The organism is Agrococcus sp. ProA11 (assembly GCF_039880525.1).
Taxonomy (GTDB): domain Bacteria; phylum Actinomycetota; class Actinomycetes; order Actinomycetales; family Microbacteriaceae; genus Agrococcus; species Agrococcus chionoecetis.
In genome coordinates this window covers 574,102-596,941 of sequence record NZ_CP156989.1, presented here as the reverse complement: position 1 = coordinate 596,941, position 22,840 = coordinate 574,102, and the positions used below count along the sequence as shown (strand labels likewise).

The 22,840-nt window shown below is 70.9% G+C and carries 20 protein-coding genes; 5 read left to right on the top strand and 15 right to left on the bottom strand.

Annotated features, from left to right (window positions below; all coding sequences use genetic code 11):
* Nucleotides 1–2 precede the first annotated feature (2 nt).
* Nucleotides 3–962 carry an L-lactate dehydrogenase gene (locus ABG090_RS02865; RefSeq protein ID WP_347756225.1) on the bottom strand — a complete coding sequence of 320 codons (960 nt, stop codon included), beginning with the start codon at nt 960–962 and terminating at the stop codon, nt 3–5.
* A 72-nt stretch (nt 963–1,034) separates the two neighbouring features.
* Between ABG090_RS02865 and ABG090_RS02860 the strand changes: the two genes are divergently transcribed.
* Nucleotides 1,035–1,667 carry a nucleoside triphosphate pyrophosphatase gene (locus ABG090_RS02860; protein WP_347756223.1) on the top strand — a complete coding sequence of 211 codons (633 nt, stop codon included), beginning with the start codon at nt 1,035–1,037 and terminating at the stop codon, nt 1,665–1,667.
* The gene (locus ABG090_RS02855) at nt 1,667–2,428 is read left to right on the top strand and encodes a hypothetical protein (protein WP_347756221.1); all 762 of its coding nucleotides are present in this window, start codon (nt 1,667–1,669) and stop codon (nt 2,426–2,428) included. Before ABG090_RS02860 ends, ABG090_RS02855 begins: the two co-directional genes overlap by 1 nt.
* A gap of 26 nt (nt 2,429–2,454) precedes the next feature.
* On the opposite strand, the gene ABG090_RS02850 is transcribed toward ABG090_RS02855, so the two are convergent.
* Genes ABG090_RS02850 through ABG090_RS02840 form a run of 3 tightly spaced genes read right to left on the bottom strand, consistent with a single transcriptional unit; the run spans nt 2,455 to nt 6,897 of the window.
* Nucleotides 2,455–4,542, bottom strand: a complete 2,088-nt coding sequence (locus ABG090_RS02850) for an ABC transporter ATP-binding protein (RefSeq protein ID WP_347756219.1) — start codon at nt 4,540–4,542, stop codon at nt 2,455–2,457.
* 1 nt (nt 4,543) lies between these two features.
* Nucleotides 4,544–6,268, bottom strand: coding sequence for an ABC transporter ATP-binding protein (locus ABG090_RS02845; protein ID WP_347756218.1), 1,725 nt, complete (start codon nt 6,266–6,268; stop codon nt 4,544–4,546).
* Between the two features lie 2 nt (nt 6,269–6,270).
* Nucleotides 6,271–6,897: a TetR/AcrR family transcriptional regulator gene (locus ABG090_RS02840; RefSeq protein WP_347756216.1), complete on the bottom strand. Its 627-nt coding sequence runs from the start codon at nt 6,895–6,897 to the stop codon at nt 6,271–6,273.
* A 149-nt stretch (nt 6,898–7,046) separates the two neighbouring features.
* Between ABG090_RS02840 and ABG090_RS02835 the strand changes: the two genes are divergently transcribed.
* A complete protein-coding gene (locus ABG090_RS02835; RefSeq protein ID WP_347756214.1) occupies nt 7,047–8,813 on the top strand; it encodes a biotin carboxylase N-terminal domain-containing protein in 1,767 nt (588 codons plus the stop codon).
* A gap of 23 nt (nt 8,814–8,836) precedes the next feature.
* On the opposite strand, the gene ABG090_RS02830 is transcribed toward ABG090_RS02835, so the two are convergent.
* Both ABG090_RS02830 and ABG090_RS02825 read right to left on the bottom strand, forming a co-directional pair.
* Nucleotides 8,837–10,276, bottom strand: coding sequence for an NAD(P)H-quinone dehydrogenase (locus tag ABG090_RS02830; protein ID WP_347756212.1), 1,440 nt, complete (start codon nt 10,274–10,276; stop codon nt 8,837–8,839).
* Nucleotides 10,277–10,383: 107 nt separating this feature from the next.
* Nucleotides 10,384–10,923, bottom strand: a complete 540-nt coding sequence (locus ABG090_RS02825) for a YaeQ family protein (RefSeq protein WP_347756210.1) — start codon at nt 10,921–10,923, stop codon at nt 10,384–10,386.
* A gap of 91 nt (nt 10,924–11,014) precedes the next feature.
* Here ABG090_RS02825 and ABG090_RS02820 point away from each other — a divergent pair, with 91 nt between their 5' ends.
* Both ABG090_RS02820 and ABG090_RS02815 read left to right on the top strand, forming a co-directional pair.
* Nucleotides 11,015–11,845, top strand: coding sequence for a purine-nucleoside phosphorylase (locus tag ABG090_RS02820; protein ID WP_347756208.1), 831 nt, complete (start codon nt 11,015–11,017; stop codon nt 11,843–11,845).
* Nucleotides 11,842–13,509, top strand: a complete 1,668-nt coding sequence (locus ABG090_RS02815; RefSeq protein ID WP_347756206.1) for a phospho-sugar mutase — start codon at nt 11,842–11,844, stop codon at nt 13,507–13,509. Before ABG090_RS02820 ends, ABG090_RS02815 begins: the two co-directional genes overlap by 4 nt.
* Before the next feature lie 46 nt (nt 13,510–13,555).
* Here the strand turns inward: ABG090_RS02815 and ABG090_RS02810 are convergent, their stop codons facing one another.
* The 9 genes from ABG090_RS02810 to ABG090_RS02770 form a co-directional block, all read right to left on the bottom strand.
* On the bottom strand, nt 13,556–13,993 hold the full coding sequence (locus ABG090_RS02810) for a PTS sugar transporter subunit IIA (RefSeq protein ID WP_347756204.1): 438 nt from the start codon (nt 13,991–13,993) through the stop codon (nt 13,556–13,558).
* Nucleotides 13,990–15,096, bottom strand: coding sequence for an adenosine deaminase (locus ABG090_RS02805; protein ID WP_347756202.1), 1,107 nt, complete (start codon nt 15,094–15,096; stop codon nt 13,990–13,992). The genes ABG090_RS02810 and ABG090_RS02805 overlap by 4 nt, the downstream gene beginning before the upstream one ends.
* A 79-nt stretch (nt 15,097–15,175) precedes the next feature.
* The gene (locus tag ABG090_RS02800; RefSeq protein WP_347756200.1) at nt 15,176–15,496 is read right to left on the bottom strand and encodes a DUF4190 domain-containing protein; all 321 of its coding nucleotides are present in this window, start codon (nt 15,494–15,496) and stop codon (nt 15,176–15,178) included.
* A gap of 101 nt (nt 15,497–15,597) precedes the next feature.
* Entirely contained in the window at nt 15,598–16,887 is a 1,290-nt protein-coding gene (locus ABG090_RS02795; protein ID WP_347756199.1) for a thymidine phosphorylase, read from the bottom strand.
* The gene (locus ABG090_RS02790; protein ID WP_347756197.1) at nt 16,884–17,303 is read right to left on the bottom strand and encodes a cytidine deaminase; all 420 of its coding nucleotides are present in this window, start codon (nt 17,301–17,303) and stop codon (nt 16,884–16,886) included. Before ABG090_RS02790 ends, ABG090_RS02795 begins: the two co-directional genes overlap by 4 nt.
* A gap of 8 nt (nt 17,304–17,311) precedes the next feature.
* Entirely contained in the window at nt 17,312–18,607 is a 1,296-nt protein-coding gene (locus tag ABG090_RS02785) for an ABC transporter permease (protein WP_347756195.1), read from the bottom strand.
* Entirely contained in the window at nt 18,604–20,010 is a 1,407-nt protein-coding gene (locus ABG090_RS02780; protein WP_347756193.1) for an ABC transporter permease, read from the bottom strand. Before ABG090_RS02780 ends, ABG090_RS02785 begins: the two co-directional genes overlap by 4 nt.
* Nucleotides 20,007–21,536 (bottom strand): ABC transporter ATP-binding protein, encoded by a 1,530-nt coding sequence (locus ABG090_RS02775; protein ID WP_347756191.1) that lies wholly within the window; start codon nt 21,534–21,536, stop codon nt 20,007–20,009. Before ABG090_RS02775 ends, ABG090_RS02780 begins: the two co-directional genes overlap by 4 nt.
* A gap of 135 nt (nt 21,537–21,671) precedes the next feature.
* On the bottom strand, nt 21,672–22,769 hold the full coding sequence (locus ABG090_RS02770; protein ID WP_347756189.1) for a BMP family ABC transporter substrate-binding protein: 1,098 nt from the start codon (nt 22,767–22,769) through the stop codon (nt 21,672–21,674).
* Nucleotides 22,770–22,840 lie beyond the last annotated feature (71 nt).

Below are 22,840 nucleotides of genomic sequence, written 5' to 3'. Positions count from 1 at the left end.
GGTCATGCGGTGCTGGCGAGGGAGGCGGCGATGGCCTCCGCGCTGCGGTGCAGCGCCCCGAGCTCATCGTCGTCCATCGGCACCTCCAGCACCCGCTCGATGCCGGCGCGGCCGACCACCGTCGGCAGCGACAGCGCGATCCCGTCGATGCCGTGCTGCCCGGAGAGCACGCTCGACACCGGCAGCACGGCGTGCTCGTCGCCCAGGATCGACTCGACGATGCGGGCAGTGGCGACTCCGATGGCGCTCGAGGTGGCGCCCTTGCCCTCGATGATCCGGTACGCGGCGTGCACGACGTCGTCAGCGATGCCATCGAGCGCGGTGCGGTCGAAGCGCAGCTGCCCTCCCTCGCGCCACTCGCTCACCAGCACCGGGCCGATCCGCGCCCGCGACCAGAGCGGGAACTCGCTGTCGCCATGCTCGCCGATCATGTGCGCGTGCACGCTGCGCGGGTGCACGCCGACGAGCTCCGAGAGCCGCCACCGCAGTCGTGACGAGTCGAGCACGGTGCCAGACGACAGCACCCGGCCGGGTGCCATCCCGCCCTCGCGCTGCGCGATCACGGTCAGCACGTCGCAGGGGTTCGTCACCAGCAGCACGATCGCATCCGGCGCATGCTCACGGATGCCGGGCATCACCTGCCGCAGGATCTCGGCGTTCCGGCCGGCGAGCGCGAGCCGTGTCTCGCCGGGGCGCTGCTTCGCGCCGGCGGTCACGACCACGATGTCGCTCTGGGCGATCACCCGGATGTCGTCGCCCCCGTGGACGCGCGTGCCGGCCAGGAACGGCAGGCCGTGCGCGAGATCGAGCACCTCCGCCTCGACTCTCGCGCGATCCAGGTCATGCAGCGCGACAGAGTCGGCAGAGCCGCGGATGAGGGCGGCGTAGGCGATGGCGACGCCGACCGATCCGGCCCCGATGACCGCGAGCTTCGTCGGACGGGCGGCAACCTGAGCATCCATGACGCCACAGTAGGCGCGACGAACGGGGCCGCGCCAGAGCACTCCGCCGGCTGCGGGTGCGAGGATCGACGCGTGCAGCTCATCCTCGCCTCCGCCTCGCCCGCCCGCCTCGCGCTGCTGCGGCAGGCGGGCATCGAGCCGATCGTGACGCCGACCGACCTCGACGAGGAGTTCCTGATCGTCGCGCACGAGGCGCAGCACGGCCCGCTCGCCCCCGCCGACTACGTGCTGCTGCTCGCGCGGGCGAAGGCCGAGGCACTGCTCGATCAGGACCCGCTGACGGGCTTCGACGGGCTCGTGCTGGGCGGCGACTCGTCGCTCGAGCTCGACGGCGAGATGCTCGGCAAGCCGCACACGCCCGAGCGCGCTCGCGAGCGCTGGCTGGCGCAGCGCGGCAGGTCGGCGACGCTGCACTCCGGGCACTGGATGCTGCGGGTGCGCGATGGCCGCATCCAAAATTCGGCGGGCACCACCACCGCGACGCACCTCGACTTCTCCCCCGACATCGATGAGGCCGAGATCGACGCGTACGTGGCCACCGGCGAGCCGCTGGAGGTGGCGGGCGCCTTCACGATCGACGGCCGCGGCGCCGCGTTCATCGATCGCATCGACGGCGACCCGTCGACGGTCGTCGGCATGAGCATCCCCGCGGTGCGACGCCTCGCGCGCGAGCTGGGCGTCGCCTGGCCGGCGCTGACGAGCTGATGCCACCGGCGGTCGTGACCCCCGCCCCGCGCGCGGCCTGGCTGTGGGTGCACGAGGCCGCCCCGCCCGACGCCGCCGCCGTGGCCGCGTTCCTCGCCGGGCAGCGCGTGCACGAGGCGTTCGTGAGCGTGCCGGGCGCGGGCCCGAGCGAGCACACCCGGGCGTGCGTGAGCGCGCTGCGCGACCGCGGCATCCGTGTGAGCGCACTCGGCGGCGACCCGTCGTGGGTCGAGGGGCGGGGCGCGCTGCGGTGGATGGAGCGCGCCACCGGCGGCCTCGTCTTCGACGGCGTGCACCTCGACATCGAGCCGTGGAGCACGCCGGACTGGGCGGGCAACGAGGATCGGCGGCTCGCGGGCCTCGAGCGCGCCGTGCGCGACGTCGCCGCGCACACCGGACTGCCGGTCGAGGTCGACCTCGCGCCCTGGTTGGCCACGACGCATCCGCCCGCCTTCACGCGCATCGCGAGTGCCGCGGACGCCCTGACCCTCCTGGCCTATCGCGACCGCGCCGATGCCATCCTCGCGATCAGCGCCGCGGCACGCGGGCTGCTGCGCCGGGCACGTGTGCCGTACCGGATCGGCGTCGAGACGCGCCCGGTGCGGCACCCCGCGCCGACCGCCGGTGAGACGTTCGCCGACGAGGGCCGGGCTGCGATGGAGGCCGCCCTCGTCGGCGTCGCCACCCGCATCGATCCGCGCGACCGCTTCGCGGGTCTCGCGGTGCACGACGTCGCCGGCTGGGTGTCGCTCGGCGCGTGAGCGAGCCGCTGGCGCCGCGCCGCCCGCTAGGTTGTCTGCTGCGCGGCGCCAGCGCCCGGCTGCGCCAGCTCGTCCTCCAGGTCGAGATCAGTCGCCGCCTCCTGGAACTGCGCGTTGAGCAGCCGCCAGTACGCCCCTCGCTGCGCGACCAGCTGATCGTGCGAGCCCTGCTCGACGATGCGCCCGGCCTCCATCACCAGGATCAGGTCGGCGTCGCGGATCGTCGAGAGCCGGTGCGCGATCACGAACGAGGTGCGATCGGTGCGCAGCGCGGCCATCGCGTGCTGCAGCAGCAGCTCGGTGCGCGTGTCGACCGACGACGTCGCCTCGTCCAGGATGAGCACGCTCGGCTGCGCCAGGAAGGCGCGCGCGATCGTCACCAGCTGCTTCTCCCCGGCCGAGAGGTTGGAGGCCTCCTCGTCGATCACGGTGTCGTAGCCGTCCGGCAGCGCATGCACGAAGCGGTCGACGTAGGTGGCCTCGGCGGCCGCGCGGATCTCCTCCTCGCTGGCGTCGGGCCTGCCGAACGCGATGTTGTCTCGGATCGAGCCTCCGAAGAGCCACGTGTCCTGCAGCACCATGCCCGTCTGGGCGCGCAGCGCATCCCGCGTCATCGAGGCGGTGTCGACCCCGTCGAGCGTGATGCGGCCCGCATCGAGCTCGTAGAAGCGCATGAGCAGGTTGACGAGCGTCGTCTTCCCTGCGCCCGTCGGCCCCACGATCGCGATCGTCTGCCCCGGCTCCACCTCGAGCGACAGATCCTCGATGAGCGGCTTGTCGGGCGAGTACGAGAATCGCACCCGCTCGAACGTGACCCGACCGGAGCCCTCCTCCGGCACGAGCCCGCCAGCATCCGACGGCTCGTCCTCGGCGTCGAGCAGCTCGAAGACGCGCTCGGCGCTCGCGACACCCGATTGCACCATCGTGATCGTCTGGCCGATCTGACCGAGGTTCTGCGAGAACTGCTGCGAGTACTGGATGAAGGCCTGCACGTCGCCCACCAGGATCTGGCCGGCCGCGACGAACAGACCACCGGCGACGGCGACCAGCACGTAGCCGATGTTGCCGACGAAGGTCATGAGCGGGAACACCAGGCCCGAGAGGAACTGCGCCTTGAACGACGCGTCGAACACCGCCTCGTTCTGCTCGGCGAAGCGGGCGCGCACGGCCTCCTCGCGACCGAAGACCTTCACGAGCGCGTGGCCGGCGAAGGCCTCCTCGACGATCGCGTTCAGCGCGCCGGTGCGCTTCCACTGCTCCTTGAACCGCCCCTGGGCCGGGCCCATCACGGCGCCGAGGATGATGCCGGTGAGCGGCACCGCGATGAGCGCGATGAGCGCCAGCCAGACGTTGATCGAGAGCATCATGACCAGCACGCCGATGACGGTGAGGAGCCCCGTGACGATCTGCGACATCGACTGGGACATCGACTGGGAGACGTTGTCGAGGTCGTTCGTCACCCGAGAGAGCAGATCGCCGCGCTGCGTGCGGTCGTAGTACGACAGCGGCAGCCGGTGGATCTTGTGCTCCACGTCCTTCCGCAGCCCCTGGACGGTGCGCTGCACGATGCGGTTCACGACGTAGCCCTGCAGCCACTGGAAGACGCTGCCGACCAGGTAGACGCCGAGCACCAGCAGCAGGATGCCGCCGAGCGCGTCGAAGTCGATGCCCTGACCGGGCTGCAGGTCGGGCATCCGCTCGATCATGTTGGCGAACTCGTCCTGCCCCGCCTGCCGCAGCCCCTCGACGACCTGTGCCTGCGTGGAGCCGGCCGGCAGCTGCTGCTGGATGAAGCCCTGCACGATGACGTTCGTGGCCTCGCCGAGGATCCTCGGCCCCAGCACCACCAGCACGACGCCGATCGTGCCGACCAGCACCACGAGCGCCAGCCACCAGCGATACGGGTGCAGCAGCGAGAGCAGCCGCCTGCCGGATGACCAGAACGACTTCGCCTTGCCAGGCGGCGGACCCCAGTCGCCGGCGCCCTGCCGCGCGGCCTCGGCGAGCTCCTCCGCGAGGCGCTCCTCCTCGGTGAGCTCGGGCTCCGGATTCGCGGATCGCGCCCTGCGTGCCGCGAGCCGCTCCTGACGCGTCTGCTTCTGCCGCTGTGACATCTCAGGCCTCCACTGCCATCTGCGAGTCGACGATCTCGCGATACGTCTCGCTGCGCTCCAGCAGCTCGGCGTGCGTGCCCGTGCCGACCACCCGGCCGGCCTCGAGCACCACGATGCGGTCCGCGTCGACGATCGTCGAGACGCGCTGTGCGACCACGACCCGGGTGATGTGCCCGACGGCCTCCGCGAGCGCCGCGCGCAGCCGCGCATCCGTCGTCAGGTCGAGCGCCGAGAACGAGTCGTCGAAGACGAGCACGTCAGGCTCGGCGACGAGCGCCCTGGCGATCGACAGGCGCTGGCGCTGCCCGCCGGAGACGTTGGTGCCGCCCTGCGCGATGCGGGCGTCGAGCTGGCCGTCGAGCTGCTGCACGAAGCCCGCCGCCTGCGCGATCTCGAGCGCGCGCCACAGCTGCTCGTCGCTCGCCTGCTCGTTGCCGTAGCGCAGGTTCGACGCCACCGTGCCCCCGAACAGGTAGGGCCGCTGCGGCACGATCGCGATGCCGCGCCACAGCGTCTCGGCATCGAGCGCCCTGACGTCGGCGCCGCCGACCAGCACCGTGCCCCCGGTGGCATCGAACAGGCGCGGGATGAGGTTGACGAGCGTCGACTTGCCGGCACCGGTCGAACCGATGATCGCGACCGTCTCGCCGGGCTCCGCGCGCAGCGACACCCCGTCGAGCACGGGTGTGTCGGCGCCCGGGTACTGGAAGACCACGTCCCGCAGCTCCACGGTGCCGGGCGTCGGCATGGGCACGCCGTTCGCGACCCGCTCGATGGTCGGCTCCGTCTCGAGCACATCGCCGATGCGCTTTGCCGAGACGGCCGCCCTCGGGATCATGATCGTCATGAAGGTCGCCATCATGACGCCCATCAGGATCTGCATGAGGTACTGCAGGAACGCCATCATCGTGCCGATCTCGAGCTCGCCCGCGTCGACCAGCCCGGCCCCGAACCAGAGCACCGAGACCGAGGAGAGCTCGACGATCAGCATGATGATCGGGAACATCAGCACGAAGATGTTGCCCGTGCGCAGCATCGCGTCGGTCACGAGGTCGTTCGCGACCGCGAAGCGCCGCTTCTCGCGCCGCTCCTGCACGAACGCCCTGATCACGCGGATGCCCGTCAGCTGCTCCCGCAGCACCTTGTTGATGGCGTCGATGCGCTCCTGCAGCTGACGGAAGATCGGCACCAGGCGGGTGACGAGGAAGACCAGCACGATCAGCATCAGCGGCACGGCGACCGCGATCAGCCAGGCCAGCGTCGCGTCGGCCCTGATGGCCATGATCACACCGCCGATCGCGAGCATCGGCGCCGACAGCAGCATCGTGCAGCTCATCAGGATGAGCATCTGCACCTGCTGCACGTCATTGGTGTTGCGGGTGATGAGGCTCGCGGCGCCGAAGCGCTGCACGTCCTGCTCGCTGTAGTCGCCGACGGTGCGGAAGATGTCCGCCCGCAGGTCGCGGCCCGCGCGCATCGCGAGACGGGCGCCGAAGAGGATCGCGAGGATGTTGGCGGTCACCTGCCCGAGGCTGAGGCCGAGCATCAGGAAGCCCAGCCGCCAGATCAGCTCGGTGTCGCCCGTGAGGACACCGTCGTTGATGATCTCGGCGTTGATCGTCGGCAGCATCAGCGACAGCACCGACTGCGTGAACTGGAACGCGACGACGAGCAGGAGGGGAAGCCAGGAGGGCTTCACGTAGCGGACGATGAGCTTCCAGAGCATGCTCAGGCCTTCCGGGTCTCGTCGGATGCCGCGGCACCGGTAGGGAGCGAGGCTGCCGGCACGAGCGTCGCATCGTCGCGGACGATGCCGTGCAGCAGCACTGCGAGGATGTCGTCGACCGATGAGACGGAGCCGTGCTCGCCCCAGCTGGAGGCGGCCGCCCAGGCGAGCGTGCGCACCACATCGGCAGCGACCACGGGCTCCACGCGCAGCTCGCCGCGGAATGGCTCGAACCGCTCGGCGAGCCGATGCTTGGAGGCCTCGAAGTCGGCGCGCGCGGACTCGGCCGCACGCTGCCCGATCGGCCCGAGCGCCATGATGAGCCGGAACACGAAGCGGGTGCGCTCGACCAGCTCGTACAACGTGCGGGTCACGACGTCCTCGAGCGTGTCGAGCGGCATCGCGGCGCTCTCGCCGACGTGCTCCATCGTGAGGTGGTACTCGGCGAGCGCCAGCAGCAGCGACTCCTTGTCGCCGAACGCCTTGAAGAGCGTCCCCTCCGCGACCCCGGCGGCCTCTGCCAGCTGCCTGGTCGTCACGGCGCTGCCGTTCGCGAGCACTGCGGGCGTCACCGCCTCGATGATCTGCGCTCGCCGGTCGTCGGTGCTGAGCCGTGGGATGGGGGTCACCAGGCGATCATAAGTGAGTGAGCACTCACTCACCAAGCGCGTGTCGGACATCGCAGACGGCATCGCTGTGGGAATCCGCAACGACATCCCCCACTTCTGTGTGCGGAGTGCACGCATCCGTCATGCGCCGACGCCTAGGCTGGGGAACCATGCCCCGCATCACGAAGGTCCTGATCGCCAACCGCGGTGAGATCGCTGTCCGCATCATCCGCGCGGCGCGCGACGCGGGGATGACCTCGGTCGCCGTGTATGCCGAGCCCGACCGCGACGCGCAGCACGCGCAGCTGGCCGACGAGGCCTACTCGCTGCACGGCTCCACGAGCGCCGACTCCTACCTGGTGATCGACAAGATCCTCTCGGTCGCGCGCCGCTCCGGCGCCGATGCCGTGCACCCGGGCTACGGCTTCCTGGCGGAGAACGCCGACTTCGCGCGCGCCGTGATCGACGCCGGCATCACCTGGATCGGGCCGAGCCCCGAGGCCATCGAGCAGCTGGGCGACAAGGTCTCCGCTCGGCACATCGCCGAGTCGGTCGGCGCGCCGCTGGCACCCGGCACCATCGAGCCGGTCTCGGGCGCGGCCGAGGTGCTGGAGTTCGTCGACGAGTTCGGGCTGCCGGTCGCGATCAAGGCCGCCTTCGGCGGCGGCGGACGCGGCCTGAAGGTCGCCTTCACGCGGGAGGAGGTCGAGCAGCAGTTCGACTCCGCCACCCGCGAGGCCGTCGCGGCGTTCGGCCGCGGCGAGTGCTTCGTCGAGAAGTACCTCGACAAGCCTCGGCACGTGGAGACGCAGTGCCTCGCCGATGCGCACGGCAACGTCGTCGTCGTCTCGACGCGCGACTGCTCGCTGCAGCGCCGCCATCAGAAGCTCGTCGAGGAGGCGCCCGCGCCCTTCGTCACCGACGCGCAGGATGCGGAGCTGCGCCGCGCGTCGAAGGAGATCCTGCGCGCCGCGAAGTACGTCGGCGCCGGCACCTGCGAGTTCCTCATCGGCGCCGACGGCACCATCTCGTTCCTCGAGGTCAACACCCGCCTGCAGGTCGAGCATCCGGTCTCCGAGGAGGTGACGGGCATCGACCTGGTGCGCGAGCAGTTCCGCATCGCGGAGGGCGAGGCGCTCGGCTACGACGACCCAGAGGTGCGCGGCCACTCCATCGAGTTCCGCATCAACGGCGAGGATGCCGGCCGCGGGTTCATGCCCCAGCCGGGTCCGGTGCGCAGCTACCGCACCCCGTCCGGCCCAGGCGTGCGCGTCGACTCCGGCGTGGTGGCCGGCGACGTCATCGGCGGCAACTTCGACTCGATGCTCGCGAAGCTCATCGTCACGGGACGCGACCGCGCGGAGGCGCTGGAGCGCTCGCGCCGTGCCCTCGCCGAGTTCGAGGTCGACGGGCTCCCGACGGTGCTACCGTTCCACCGCCGGATCGTCGACGACCCGGCGTTCGCGCCCGCCGGCGACGCGCCGTTCAGCATCTACACGTCGTGGATCGAGACCGAGTTCGAGAACGACATCCCCGCGTGGGATGGCGAGCCCGGTGAGCTGGGCGGACCGGAGGCGCGCCGCACGGTCGTCGTCGAGAGCAACGGCAAGCGCATCTCGGTGTCGATGCCGCAGCGGCTCTTCTCCGACACGAAGGACGCCAAGGGCCCCGCTCCCCGCCGTACGCGCCGCGCGCTCGAGGGCGGCGCCGGCTCCGGCTCGATCGTCTCGCCCATGCAGGCGACGGTCGTGAAGGCGGCGGTGGAGGTGGGCGACCGCGTGGTCGCCGGCGATCTGCTGCTGGTGCTCGAGGCGATGAAGATGGAGCAGCCGATCTCGGCGCCCATCGACGGCACGATCGCCGCGATCGACGCACCGGTCGGCAAGACCGTGCCCTCGGGCCACGCGCTCGTCACGATCACGCCCGACGCGGACTGACGCGCGGCGCCGTGCTGGGCGCGTCAGTCCTCGAAGCGGTGCATCGCCCGTGCAGCATCGGAGATCGACCCGGTGAGCGACGGGAAGACCGGGAAGACACGCGCGATCTGGTCGACCGTCAGGCGGTGCTCCATCGCCATCGTCACGGGGAAGATGAGCTCTGAGGCCTTCGGCGCCACGATCACGCCGCCGATGACGGTGCCGGAGCCCGTGCGCGCGAAGAGCTTCACGAAGCCGTCCTCGACGCCCATCATCTTCGCGCGCGCGTTGGTCGAGAGGTCGATCCGGTAGATCTCGCCCTGCGCGACGCCCTCCTCGATCTGCTTCTGCGACCAGCCGACGGTGGCGATCTCTGGCTGCGTGAAGATGTTCGACGCGACGGTGCGCATCGAGATCGGGTGCACCGCGTCGCCGAGCGCATGGAACATGGCGGTGCGGCCCTGCATCGACGCGACGGATGCGAGCGGCAGCGCGTCCGCGCAGTCGCCGACCGCGTAGACGTTCGGCAGGTTCGTGCGCGCGACCCGGTTCACGAGGATGTGGCCGGATTCGGCCAACTCGATCTCCGACTCCTCGAGACCGATGCCGGCGGTGTTCGGCACCGAGCCGACCGCCATCAGGCAGTGCGATCCCTCGACCGTGCGACTATCCGTCAGCGTCACGACGACGCCGGAGTCGGTGCGCTCGACCTTCTCGGCGCGAGACTTCGACAGCACCTGCATGCCCTGCCGGCGGAAGACGTCCTCGATCACCGCGGCGGCGTCGGTGTCCTCGCCGGGCAGCACCTGCTCGCGGCTGGAGACGAGGGTGACCTTCGAACCGATGTTGCTGTAGGCGCTCGCGAACTCGGCGCCGGTGACGCCCGATCCCACCACGATGAGGTGCTCGGGGACCTCGTCGAGCGTGTACAGCTGCGTCCACTCCAGGATGCGCTCGCCATCCGGCATCGCCGAGGGCAGCTGCCTGGGCGTGGCACCCACCGAGACCACGATCGTGTCGGCCTCGAACTCGTCGAAGTCGGCGCCCTGCTTGCCGGTCGAGACGACGACGCGGCCGGGGCCGTCGAGGCGTCCCTCGCCCTGCACGATGGTCACGCCGACCTTCTCCAGGTCGGCCTTCATGTCGAGCGACTGCTTCGCGGCCAGCGAGAGCAGGCGGCGGTTGACCGCGCGCAGGTTGACGGCCACGTCGGGCTTCTGCGCCCGACCGGCGTCGCCGCGCACGGAGAACTGCACGCCCAGCTGGTTCGCGTCGCGGATCGCCGCTGCCGACTCCGCGGTCGCGATCAGCGACTTGGAGGGCACGACGTCCGTGAGGATCGCGCTGCCGCCGACGCCGGTGCGCTCGATGAGCGTCACCTCCGCCCCGAGCTGCGCCCCCGCCAGGGCAGCCTCATAGCCGCCCGGTCCGCCACCGATGATCACCACGCGCTGCTTGCGCTCGAATGCACTCACGCGCTCCATCATCCCGCATCCCCCGGCCCTCGACACCCACAGCCCTCCGGCGTGCGTTCCATGCGACAGGATGGCCGGCCGCAGCGGCGAGTCGCGCGGCCGCCGCGGCGGGAGGGTCAGCCCGCTCGGCGCTCGTGGATGGTGGTCGAGAGGGCCTGGCCGTTCACGTCGAGGTAGATCACGCCCTCCGACACCGACAGCACCATGGTCGTCCGCCTCGCGATGGCCTCGGCGACCGCCTCGACGAATCCGGGGTCGAACCACACCAGCCGCACGTCCTCGGGTCGGTGGATGCGCTTGCCCGCCCATCGCGCCGCCACGCGCTCCGGGTCGCGGTGCGTGTAGACGGCGGTGCGGTCGGCCGCCATGCTGCCGCGATGCACGCGCTCCGCGTCGGGCGCCCCGACCTCGATCCACGCGACGAGCGCGCCGGTCAGGTCGCGCACCAGCACCGCCGGCTCGTCGCCGCCGGAGATCCCGTCGCCGAAGACGATGCCCTCCTCGTGCTCCAGGCAGAGCGCGAGCACCCGCGTCGCCATGAACTCCTCGGTCTCCGAGGGGTGGCGAGCGACTCGCAGCGCCAGCTCCTCGTAGACACCGCGATCGACGTCCGAGAGCTGGATGTCGAAGGTGTGCATGGTCGCGCCGATAGCCATGGTGGCCAAGCCTAGGCGAGCGCCGCCCTCCGACGGTCGCGGGCGCGCGCCCTCCAGAGGAGCGGGCGCCGCCACCCCTAGAGTGGGCGCCATGACGCACCCGCTCGACCCGCCAGCAGACCCCCGCGCCGTCGCCCAGCAGGCCGCCGACGACATCCGCCGCATCACCGGCGTCGATCGCCATGACATCGCCCTCACCCTGGGCTCCGGATGGGCGAAGGCAGCCGATCTGCTCGGCGAGACCACGCACACGATCCCGGCCACCGATGTCACCGGGTTCTCGAAGCCCGCGCTGGAGGGCCACGTGGGCACGATCCGATCCGTGCTCACCGACGACGGTCGGCGTGCGCTCGTGATCGGCGCGCGCACCCACTACTACGAGGGACACGGCGTGCGTCGGGTCGTGCACTCCGTGCGCACGGCTGCGGCGGCCGGCGCCTCGGTCATGGTGCTCACCAACGGCGCGGGCGGCATCAAGCCGCACTGGAAGCCCGGCCAGCCCGTGCTGATCAGCGACCACCTCAACCTGACGGCTGACTCGCCGCTCGAGGGCGCCACGTTCGTCGACCTCACCGACCTCTACTCGCCCCGCCTGCGCGACGTCGCGCGCACGGTCGACGGCAGTCTCGACGAGGGCGTCTACGTGCAGTTCCGCGGCCCGCACTACGAGACCCCCGCGGAGGTGCAGATGGCGAAGGCGATGGGCGGTCACATCTGCGGCATGTCGACCGCGCTCGAGGCGATCGCAGCGCGCGAGGCCGGCATGGAGGTGCTGGGGCTCAGCCTCATCACCAACCTCGCCGCCGGCATCCAGACCACGCCGCTGTCGCACGAGGAGGTCATCGAGGCCGGCCGCGAGGCAGAGGGCCGCCTGGGGCGCCTGCTCGCCGACGTGGTCGCCGCGATCGGCAACGAGGCATGAGCGCCGACGCGCTCGCCGCCGCGCGGGCCTGGGCCGCCGACGATCCCGATCCCGAGACCCGCGCGGAGCTCGAGGCCTCGATCGCCGCCGCCGAGGCTGGCGACCAGGCTGCCCTCGTCGAGGTGACGGATGCGTTCACCGGCCGACTGCAGTTCGGCACGGCCGGGCTGCGGGGTCGCATCGCGCCAGGCCCGAACCGCATGAACCGCGTCGTCGTGCAGCAGGCCTCCGCGGGTCTGGCCGACTTCCTCGTGCAGCGCGAGCCGCATCCCTCGGTCGTCATCGGCTGGGACGGCCGGCGCGGCTCCGAGCGGTTCGCGCGCGATGCCGCCGAGGTCTTCGCCGGCAGGGGTGTCCGCGCGATCCTGCTGCCGAGACTGCTGCCGACCCCCGTCACGGCGTTCGCCGTGCGGCACCTGGGCGTGAGCGCGGGCGTCATGGTGACGGCAAGCCACAACCCGCCCGCCGACAACGGCTACAAGGTCTACCTGGGCGGCGACGACGAGGGCAGCCAGATCGTGCCGCCCGTCGACGCCGAGATCGCCGGACGCATCTTGGAGGCTGCCGCGACCCCGGTGGCCGACTACCCCCGCGGCGACGTCGAGGTGGCGGGCGAGGGCGTCTGGCGCGCCTACGTCGACGCCACTGCCGCGATCGGCCAGCCCGACCAGGGCATGCCCGGCGCTTCCGGCCCGAAGGTGGTCTACACGCCCCTGCACGGCGTGGGGCTCGAGACGGTGGCGGCAGTGCTCGCGCAGGCGGGATTCCCCGCGGTCATCGCGGTGCCCGAGCAGTCGCAGCCCGACGGCACCTTCCCCACCGTCGACTTCCCGAACCCGGAGGAGCCCGGCGCGCTCGACCTCGCCATGGCGCTCGCCACCGCCGAGGGCGCAGAGCTCATCGTCGCCAACGACCCGGACGCCGACCGGCTGGCGGTCGCCGTGCCCGACGACGGCGAGACCGGCTGGCGCATGCTCACCGGCAACGAGGTCGGCCTGCTGCTCGGCTGGGATGCCGCACGATCGGCGCGGGGCCATGGCGTGCTCGCCGCCTCCATCGTCTCCTCCCCCGGCCTCGGCGTCATCGCCGAGGCGCACGGGCTCGACTTCGTGCAGACGCTCACGGGCTTCAAGTGGGTCTCGCGCGTGCCCGATCTCACCTACGGCTACGAGGAGGCTCTCGGCTACCTCGTAAACCCCGGCACGGTGCGCGACAAGGACGGCATCTCGGCGCTGGTCCGGCTGCTGACGATCGCGAGCGAGCTGCACGAGCGCGGCTCATCGCTGTCGGAGGAGCTGCTGGCGATGGCCGGCGAGTTCGGCGCCTTCGAGTCGGGCCAGGTGAGCGTGCGGGTCACCGATCTGACGCGCATCCCCGCCATCATGGCGACGCTGCGAGCTCACCCGCCGATCGCGCTGGCCGGATCGAGCGTGCTCGCCGCCGACGACCTGGCGCTGGCCGAGCACGGGTCGATCGGCGACATCCTGCGCTTCACGCTCGACGACGGCTCGCGCGTGATGGTGCGCCCGAGCGGCACCGAGCCGAAGGTGAAGGTCTACATCGACGCGACCTCGACCGACGGGGCCCCCGCGCAGCGCATCCGGGCAGCGCGAGCGCGCGTCGCGGCGCTCGCCGAGGCGGTCGCACCGCTGCTGGAGGCCTGAGCGGCGCCGGCTTCGGCGCGGGCGCGTCGAGCCGGGCCCGCGCAGCTCAGCCGCGGAGGGCCGCGATCGCCTCGTCCCGCGTGGCTGCCGACGCCAGCGCATCGGTGACGCCGGATGCATCCAGGGCGTTGGCGAGCTCTGCCAGCATGCGCAGGTGCTCGCGTGGCCCAGTCGCGGCGAGCCCGATGACGACGCGCACGGGGTCGTGGTGCGGGTGCCCGAAGGCGACCGGCTCGTCGAGCACGACGATCGAGAGCGCGTCGCGACGCACGACGGCGCTGGCCTTCGCGTGCGGCACGGCGACGCCTGGCGCGACGACGCAGTAGGGGCCCGACTGCTCGATCTGCTGCACGAGCTCTTCGACGTACGCCCGCCCCACCGCGCCCGCGGTCACCAGGTCGACCCCTGCGGCGCGCACGGCGGCCCGCCAGTCGGCGGCGTGGACTCCGGGCGCGAACGTCGCCCGATCAAGCGGCAGCGTCATCGCAGGTCGTCGTAGCCGTCGGCGATCTCGTCGGCGAGCTGCTCGCGCTCCTCGAAGGTGCAGAACGCGCTCGCTGCCGCGTTCTGCGTGACCTGCTCGAGGTCGTCGAGATCCCAGTCGAACGCGTCGACCAGCCGGCCGAGCTCGCGCGTGAGCGTGGTGCCCGACTGCAGGCGGTTGTCGGGGTTGACGGTGACGCAGAAGCCCAGCTGGTGCAGCAGGTCGATCGGGTGGTCGGCGAGCGCATCGCCCCACTGCGCGATGGTGCCGGTCTGCAGGTTGGAGGAGGGGCTCACCTCGAGCGCGATCTGGCGATCCTTCACCCACTCGGCGATCTCGCCGAGGCGCACGACGATCGCCTCGTCGGTCTCCTCCTCGACCACGATGTCCTCGGCGATGCGCGTGCCGTGGCCGAGCCGCAGCGCCCGACCGGCGAAGAGGGCATCGGCGATGGAGTCGAGGCCGGCACCCTCGCCCGCGTGCACGGTCGCCGGGAAGTGCGCGCGCGCGAGCCTGTCGAAGGCGGACTGCAGGCGCGAGGCGGGGAAGCCGTCCTCCGGGCCCGCGATGTCGAAGCCGACCGCGCCGGTGTCGCGGTGCCGCAGCGCCAGCTCGGCGATCTCATCCGCTCGGTCGAGGTGCCGCATGGCGCTCACGAGCTGCCCGACGCGGATGCGGCCGCCGTGGGTGGCGACGAGGCCGATCGCCTCCTCGATGCCGGCCTGCACGGCGTCGACCGCCTGGTCGAGCGAGAGGCCGCGCTGGAGGTGCTGCTCGGGCGCCCAGCGGATCTCGCCGTAGATCACGCCATCTTCTGCCAGGTCGAGCACGAACTCCTTCGCGACGCGATGCAGGCCGTGCTCGGTCTGCATGACCGCGGTCGTGATGTCGAAGGTCTTGAGATACTCGGGCAGCGAGCCGGAGTTCGACTGCGCTGCGAACCAGTCACCCAGCGCCGTGGCATCGGTCGCGGGCAGCTCGAAGCCGATCTCGTCGGCGAGCTCGATGATCGTCTGCGGGCGCAGGCCACCGTCGAGGTGGTCGTGGAGGCTGACCTTCGGCAAGGTCTGGATGTCGACGCCGTCGACCTCGTACCGGCTCATCGTGCCTCCGTCATCGGGTGCCTGGAGCCTCGATCGTATCCGGCCAGGGCGTCCGCCTACTACCCGCGTGACCTCGGGCCTAGACGCTCGCCGCCAGCCCGAAGGTCGCGAGGATGATGCCGCCCACCGTCACCCACAGCAGGATGCCGAGCACGAGCATCACGACCGAGAGCCAGATGCCCCAGAGCGCCATCGTGCGACCCTCGGGCTCGCGCTTGCGCGCCATGACGCCGGTGATGATGCCGGCGATCGGCACGAGGAACGTGAGGCCGAGGAACACCGAGGCGATGCCGAGGACGAGGCTCGCGATGCTCAGCATCCGGGGTGCGGGATCACCGGAGAATCCCTGGCCGGCGGGAGAGGACTGCGACGACGAGGCCGGGTTCGGGCTGTTGGTCACGACGAGCTCCTTCGGTTCGATGCCGCTAGCGAACCACACCGCGGCGCCGAGCGCACCCTGCTCGCGTGACGGCCGCGCGGCACGGCCCGCCAGGGGTCGTCTCAGGCGATGCGCTCGCGCACGATCGGCGGCGCGTCGACGACCGTGCCGGGAGCGGCGAGCTCCCACGCGCCCTCGAGCGCCTCGAGTGCGCGCGGGATGCGGGCGGCGTCGTCGGCCGAGATCGTCCAGAGCGGGTCGCCCTTGCGCACCGCGTCGCCCGGCTTCACGTGCAGGTCGATGCCCGCGGCGTGCACGACGGGATCGCTCGCCCGTGCGCGGCCGGCGCCCAGACGCCACGCGGCGATGCCGAAGGGCAGCGCCTCCTGGCGTGCGAGCACGCCGTCGGTCTCGGCGACCACGGTGTGCGTCTCGTTCGGGGTCGGCAGTGCCGCATCGGGATCGCCGTCCTGCGCGAGCACGAACCTGCGCCAGACGTCCATCGCGCGGCCGTCGGCGAGCGCGGCCTCGACGTCGGCATCGCCCTTGCCCACCGCATCCAGCATCTCTCGCGCCAGCGCGACCGTGAGCTCGACGACGTCGGCCGGTCCGCCGCCGGCCAGCACCTCGACCGACTCGCGCACCTCGTTCGCGTTGCCGATCGCGCGGCCGAGCGGCGTGTCCATCGTGGTCAGCAGCGCGCGGGTCTCGACGCCGGCGTCGCGCCCGAGCTCGACCATCGTGTGCGCGAGCTCGCGCGCCTTCTCGAACTCCCGCATGAAGGCGCCGGAGCCGAACTTCACGTCCAGCACGAGCGCGCCCGTGCCCTCGGCGATCTTCTTCGACATGATCGACGACGCGATGAGCGGGATCGCCTCCACGGTGCCGGTGATGTCGCGCAGCGCGTAGAGCCGCTTGTCTGCCGGCGCGAGACCGGCACCGGCCGCGCAGACGACGCCCCCGACCGTGCGCAGCTGCTCGAGCATCTCGTCGTTCGACAGGGCGGCGCGCCAGCCGGGGATCGACTCGAGCTTGTCGAGGGTGCCGCCGGTGTGGCCGAGACCGCGACCGGAGAGCTGCGGCACCGCGGCGCCGAAGGCGGCGACGAGCGGCATGAGCGGCAACGTGATCTTGTCGCCGACGCCGCCGGTGGAGTGCTTGTCGACCGTCGGCGCGTCGAGCGACGAGAAGTCCATCCGCTCACCCGACGCGATCATCGCCATGGTGAGGTCGTGGATCTCGCGCCGCTCCATGCCGTTGAGCAGGATCGCCATCGCGAGCGCCGCCATCTGCGGGTCGTCGACGTAGCCGCGCGTGTACGCGTCGATGAGCCAGTCGATCTGCTCGGTCGAGAGCGGCTGCTTGTCGCGCTTCGCTCGGATGATGTCGACGGCGTCGAATGCTTCTGTCACGCTTCTCGCTCCTTCTGCTCTGCGTACTCCACCAGCTCCGCCGGCCCGAACGCGTCGGGCAGCACCTCGGCCATGGTGCGGATGCCGCGCACGGTGTCGAGCAGCATGCCGGGAGCCGCGTGCTCCGACAAGAGCTGCCGGCAGCGGCCGCAGGGCATGAGCCGCTCGCCCGCACCGTTGACGCACGCGAAGGCCACGAGCTTGCCGCCGCCGCCCATCACCATCTCGCTCACGAGCGAGCACTCGGCGCACAGCGTGACGCCGTACGCGGCGTTCTCGATGTTGGCACCGGAGACGATGCGGCCGTCGTCGACGAGGGCGGCAGCCCCGACCGGGAACCCCGAGTAGGGCGCGTAGGCCTTGGCCGCGGCTGCGACGGCATGCGCGTGCAGGCCGTCCCAGTCGATGTCGTCCATGGGCGTGCTCATTGCTTGATGTACGGCTTGCCGCTCGCCGCAGGCGCCCGCGAGCGACCGATGAAGCCGGCGACGGCGAGGATGGTGATGACGTACGGGAGCATGAGCATGAACTCGCTCGGCACCGGCGAGCCGATCGCGCCGAGCGTCTGCTGCAGCGCAGAGGCGAAGCCGAACAGCAGCGCCGCGAGCGTCGCCTTGATCGGGTGCCACTGGCCGAAGATGACCGCGGCCAGGGCGATGTAGCCCAGCCCCGCCGTCATCTCCCGAGTGAAGGAGCCGTTCGAGTCAAGCGTGAAGTAGGCGCCGCCGAGGCCTGCGACCGCACCGGCGAGCGACACGTTCCAGAAGCGGAGCCGGGTGACCCTGATGCCGACCGTGTCCGCGGCCAGCGGGTGCTCGCCGATGGCACGCAGGCGCAGTCCCCAGGTGGTCCGGAACAGGCCCCAGGCGATGAGCGGCACGACGATGTACATCGCGTAGACGATGATCGACTGCTTGAACATCGCCGGTCCGATGAGCGGGATGCTCTCCAGCAGCGGGATGGGGATCTTCGGCAGGCGCGCGGGGTTGTTGAGCGCCTGGTTGTCGGTGAGCACGGAGGAGTAGAAGAAGTTCGTCAGGCCGGCGACGAGCACGTTCAGCACCACGCCCACGATCACCTGTTCGACGTAGTAGCGGATCGCGAAGACCGCGAGCACCATCGAGACCAGCACGGCGGCGAGCATCGCGGCGACGACGCCGAGCATCGTGACGCCGGTCGCCGAGGCGACCACCGCACCGGTGAACGCGCCGCCGAGCAGCTGCGCCTCGATGGCGATGTTGACGACACCCGCGCGCTCCGAGATCACGCCTCCCATGGCGCCGAAGATCAGCGGCACGGAGAGCCCGATGGTGGCGAACAGCAGACCGGGGATCGGGATCATGGCCCCGGCGCCGGCCCAGCTGAGGAAGCCGATGATGAACAGCAGGCCGAAGGCGATCGGCAGCCAGATGCCGAGTCTGCGCACCGTCGCGGTGGCCCAGAACGAGAGCGCCGTGAGACCCGCGAGCAGGATGACGACCACGATGCCGGTGGGCCGGGCGGGCATCACGGCGTCCGGCAGCGCGAACAGGTCGCCGCGCGAGGCGAGCCGCAGCGTCGCATCGCCGTCCCGGCCGATGATCACCATCAGCAGCAGCGCCACGAGGGTCACCACCGCGTAGGAGATCGGGGCCTTCCAGTGCTTGACGACCGCGCGCTCGAGCTCGATCGTCTCGGCGGGCGAGGTCGGCTGCGCGTCGACCGGCTGCTGCGTGCTCATGCCTGGCCACCCTTCTGCTCGGTCATGGTCTGCAGCGCGGCCTCGTCACGACGCTGCCTGCGAGACTTCTTGCCCCGCTGCGGCAGACCGAACATGGCCCGCACGAGCGGTGGTGCCGCGATGAACAGCACGATGAACGACTGGACCACCAGGATGATGTCGATGGGGACACCCTCTGCGGCCTGCATGCGGAAGCCGCCCGCCTTGAACGCGCCGAAGAGCAGACCGGCGAAGAACGTGCCCCACGGCGTGGAGCCGCCGAGCAGCGCGACGGTGATGGCGTCGAAGCCGATGCCCGCATCGATGCCGGAGGTGAAGCCGGTCGTGACCGAGCCCGTCACCTGCTGGGCGCCGGCGAGGCCCATGAAGCCGCCGGCGAAGACCATCGCGAGCATCGTGATGCGCTTGACGTTCATGCCAGCGTTCAGCGCCGCGTGCGGGTTGTAGCCGACGGCGCGGAACTGGAAGCCGAGGTTCGAGCGGTTGATGAGCCAGGAGCAGAAGACCACGGCGGCGACCGACAGCACGAAGCCCCAGTGCAGGGAGAAGGGTGGACCGAAGATTGACGGCAGGACGGCGGTCTCCGGCATGCGCGGCGAGATCGGGTTGTTGCTGCCCGGGTTCTGCAGCAGGCCGGGCGTGCGCAGCATCCAGGTGATGAACCACAGCGCGACGAAGTTGAGCATGATCGTCACGATCACCTCGTGCGCTCCGGTATATGCCTTGAGCATGCCGGCGATGCCGCCCCAGATCGCACCGGCGACGATGCCGACAGCGATCGCGACCAGCACGTGCAGCACGGGCGGCAGCTGGAATGAGAAGCCCACCCAGCCGGCGGCGGCGGCGGCCCACAGCATCTGACCGCGTCCACCGATGTTGAACAGCCCCACGCGGAACGCAATCGCGACGCCGAGACCGGCGGCGATGAGCGGGGTGGCGAAGTTGAGCGTGTCGGTGAGCGGCTTGATCAGCTGCGCGAAGCCCGCGTCGGCGCGCGAGAAGTTGAGGATGGAGCCCTGGAACAGGGCCGAGTAGGCACCGAAGACCGCACTCCAGATCGCGCCCAGCATGTCGCCGGGGCGCGCGAAGAAGTAGCCGCTGGTCTGCTGCACGCGCTCGTCGGTGAAGGCGATCAGGATGCCGCCCACCGCGAGCGACGTGACGATCGCCAGCAGCGCCATGACGAGGTTGCCGCCCATGATGCGCTGGAAGGCGCTGTTCCAGACGTCCCCGCCCTCGACCTGCCGGTCGTCGGTGGGCGGCGCGACGACGTGGCTGTCGACCTTTGCCTCCGTGGGGGCGTGGACGGCGCCCTGGTTCTCGCCGGAGTCGGGCGAGCCACCGTTGCGGGGCTGCTCCTCTGGCTCGATCGGGTCGTCGGCGTCGCGCGGCTGATCGTTCACGCTGCGGCTCCTTCTGCAGGCTGGGGGTGGCGTTCGCCGGCCATCATGAGGCCGAGCGTGTCGCGGCTGGTGTCTGCCGGGACGATGCCGACGATGCCGCCGCGGTACATCACCGCGATGCGATCGGCGAGCCCGACGACCTCGTCGAGCTCGGTGGAGACGACGATCACGGGGATGCCGGCGTCGCGGGTGGCGATGATCTGGCTGTGCACGAACTCGATCGAGCCGACATCGAGACCGCGCGTGGGCTGCGACGCGACGAACAGCGCCAGGGATCGGCCGAGTTCTCGCGCGAGCACCACCTTCTGCTGGTTGCCGCCCGAGAGCGTGCCGACGTGCGAGTGGATGCCCTGTGCGCGGATGTCGAAGGCGTCCAGGTTCTCGGTCGCGAACTCGTCGCGCTCACCGCGGTTCACGGTGCCCCCGGAGACGAACGGTGCGCCCCGGTAGCGGTCGAGCATCAGGTTCTCGGCGATCGAGAACTCGCCCACCAGCCCGTCGACCTTGCGATCCTCCGGCACGAAGCCGACGCCGGAGTCGAGCACCTGGCGCACCGACTTGCCGAGCAGCTCGGTGCCGTTGAGGCTGATCGAGCCCGCTGCCTTGGGCTGCAGACCGAGGATCGCTTCGGTGAGCTCGGTCTGGCCGTTGCCCTGCACCCCGGCGATGCAGAGCACCTCGCCGCCGCGGACGGTGAACGACACGTTGTTGACGACCTTCTGACCGATCGAGTCGAGCACGGTGAGGCCCGTGACCTCCAGCTGGTTGTCGGTGTGCACCGGGGGCTGCTTCTGCACGGTGAGCTCGACCGGGCGGCCGACCATCATCGACGCGAGCTCGGTGCTGGACGACTCGGGGCTGGCCTCACCGACGACCTTGCCGAGCCGGATGACGGTGATGCGGTCGGCGATCGCGCGCACCTCGCGCAGCTTGTGGGTGATGAACACGATGGCGGTGCCCTCGTCGCGCAGCTGCTGCATGATCGCCATGAGCTCGTCGGTCTCCTGCGGCGTGAGCACGGCGGTGGGCTCGTCGAAGACCAGCACCTTCGCGTCCTGCGAGAGGGCCTTGATGATCTCGACGCGCTGCTGCACGCCCACCGGCAGGTCTTCGATCTTCGCGTCGGGATCGACGTGGAAGCCGAAGCGCTCCGAGATCTCCCGCACCTTCTCCTTGGCTCCGCTCAGGCCGCCGAGCGCCTTCTCGTGCCCGAGCAGCACGTTCTCGGCCACCGTGAAGACGGGGATGAGCATGAAGTGCTGATGCACCATGCCGATGCCGGCGCGCATCGCGTCACCGGGTCCGGCGAAGTGCTGCACCTCGCCCTCGAGCAGGATCTCGCCCTCCTCGGCCCGATACAGGCCGTAGAGCACGTTCATGAGCGTGGACTTGCCGGCACCGTTCTCGCCCAGGAGGCAGTGGATCTCGCCCGCATTGACCACGAGGTCGATGTGGTCGTTCGCGGTGAGCGCTCCGAAGCGCTTCGTGATGCCACGAAGCTCGAGAGTCGAGTGCTCGAGAGTCATGTGTCCTCCTCCGACGTCGCCGACGACGTACGTGAATCTAACCGGTTCTGCAGCCTGCTCGCTCGCGCGCCGGGTGCCGCGCACGCGAGTGGGGGCCGGCTGCAGCCGACCCCCACTCGTGGATGCTGCCTGACCCTACGGGCTGGCGGGCGACTCGACCATGATGTCGCCGGCGATGATGGCGGCACGGATCTCGTCGAGCTGCGCCTGCAGCTCGCCATCGACCTCATCCTCGAAGTCGTGGAAGGGAGCGATGCCCACGCCGTCGTTCTCGAGCGTGCCGACGTACGGCTCGTTCGTGAACTCGCCGGCGGCGGCCTGCTCGACGACGGTCTCCACACCGGTCGACATGCCCTTGAGGATCGACGTGAGGAAGAGGTCGCCGTTGTCGGCCGACGTCTCGTACAGGTCGGCGTCGACACCGATCATCACGATGCCCGAGTCGTCGCCCGCGTCGCGGATCGCCTCGATCGCCGAGAGGAAGATCGGACCACCGACGGGCAGGAGCACGTCAGCGCCCTGTCCGATGAAGGTCTCGGCGATGGCCTTGGCCTCGACGCCGGCGGCGAAGCCACCCGTGAAGGAGCCCTCCTGCGTGTCGACGTCCCAGCCGAGCACCTGCACGTCCGTGCCGTTCTGCTCGTTGTAGTACTCCGCGCCCTGGACGAAGCCGTCCATGAAGATCGTGACCGGAGGGATCGCGATGCCGCCCCAGGTCGCGATCTTGCCCGACTCGGAGTGCGAGGCGGCGGCGTAGCCGGCGAGGAACGCTGCCTGTGCCGTGTCGTACAGGATCGGCTGCACGTTCGCGAGCTCGCCCTCGACCGTGCTGTCGATGATGGCGAAGTTCACGTCGGGGTTCGCCTCGGCGGCGGCACCCGTTGCCTCGGCGAGCGCGAAGCCCACGGAGACGACCATGTTGCAGCCCTGCGCGATGACGCTGTCGAGGTTCGGCGCGTAGTCCGACGGCGACGAGGACTCGACCTCGATCGGCTCGACACCGAGCGTCTCGGAAGCGGCGCGCAGGCCCTCAGCGCCGAGCTGGTTGAACGAGCGGTCGTCGAAGCCACCCTCGTCGGAGACGATGCAGGGCTGGACGTCGACGGTGGGCTCCTCGGCACCGGGCTCGGAGCCGGTCGGTGCGTCGGGAGCGGCGGAGCAGCCGACGAGCAGCAGCGCTGCGCCGATCGCGAGAGCGCCGCCACGGGCGGCGGAACGAGTGAACTTCCTCAAGGGATCCTCCAGTGCACAGGATGCTCGCCGCGACGCGGCAGAGCGCATGATGGCTTGAGCATACGGCGGCG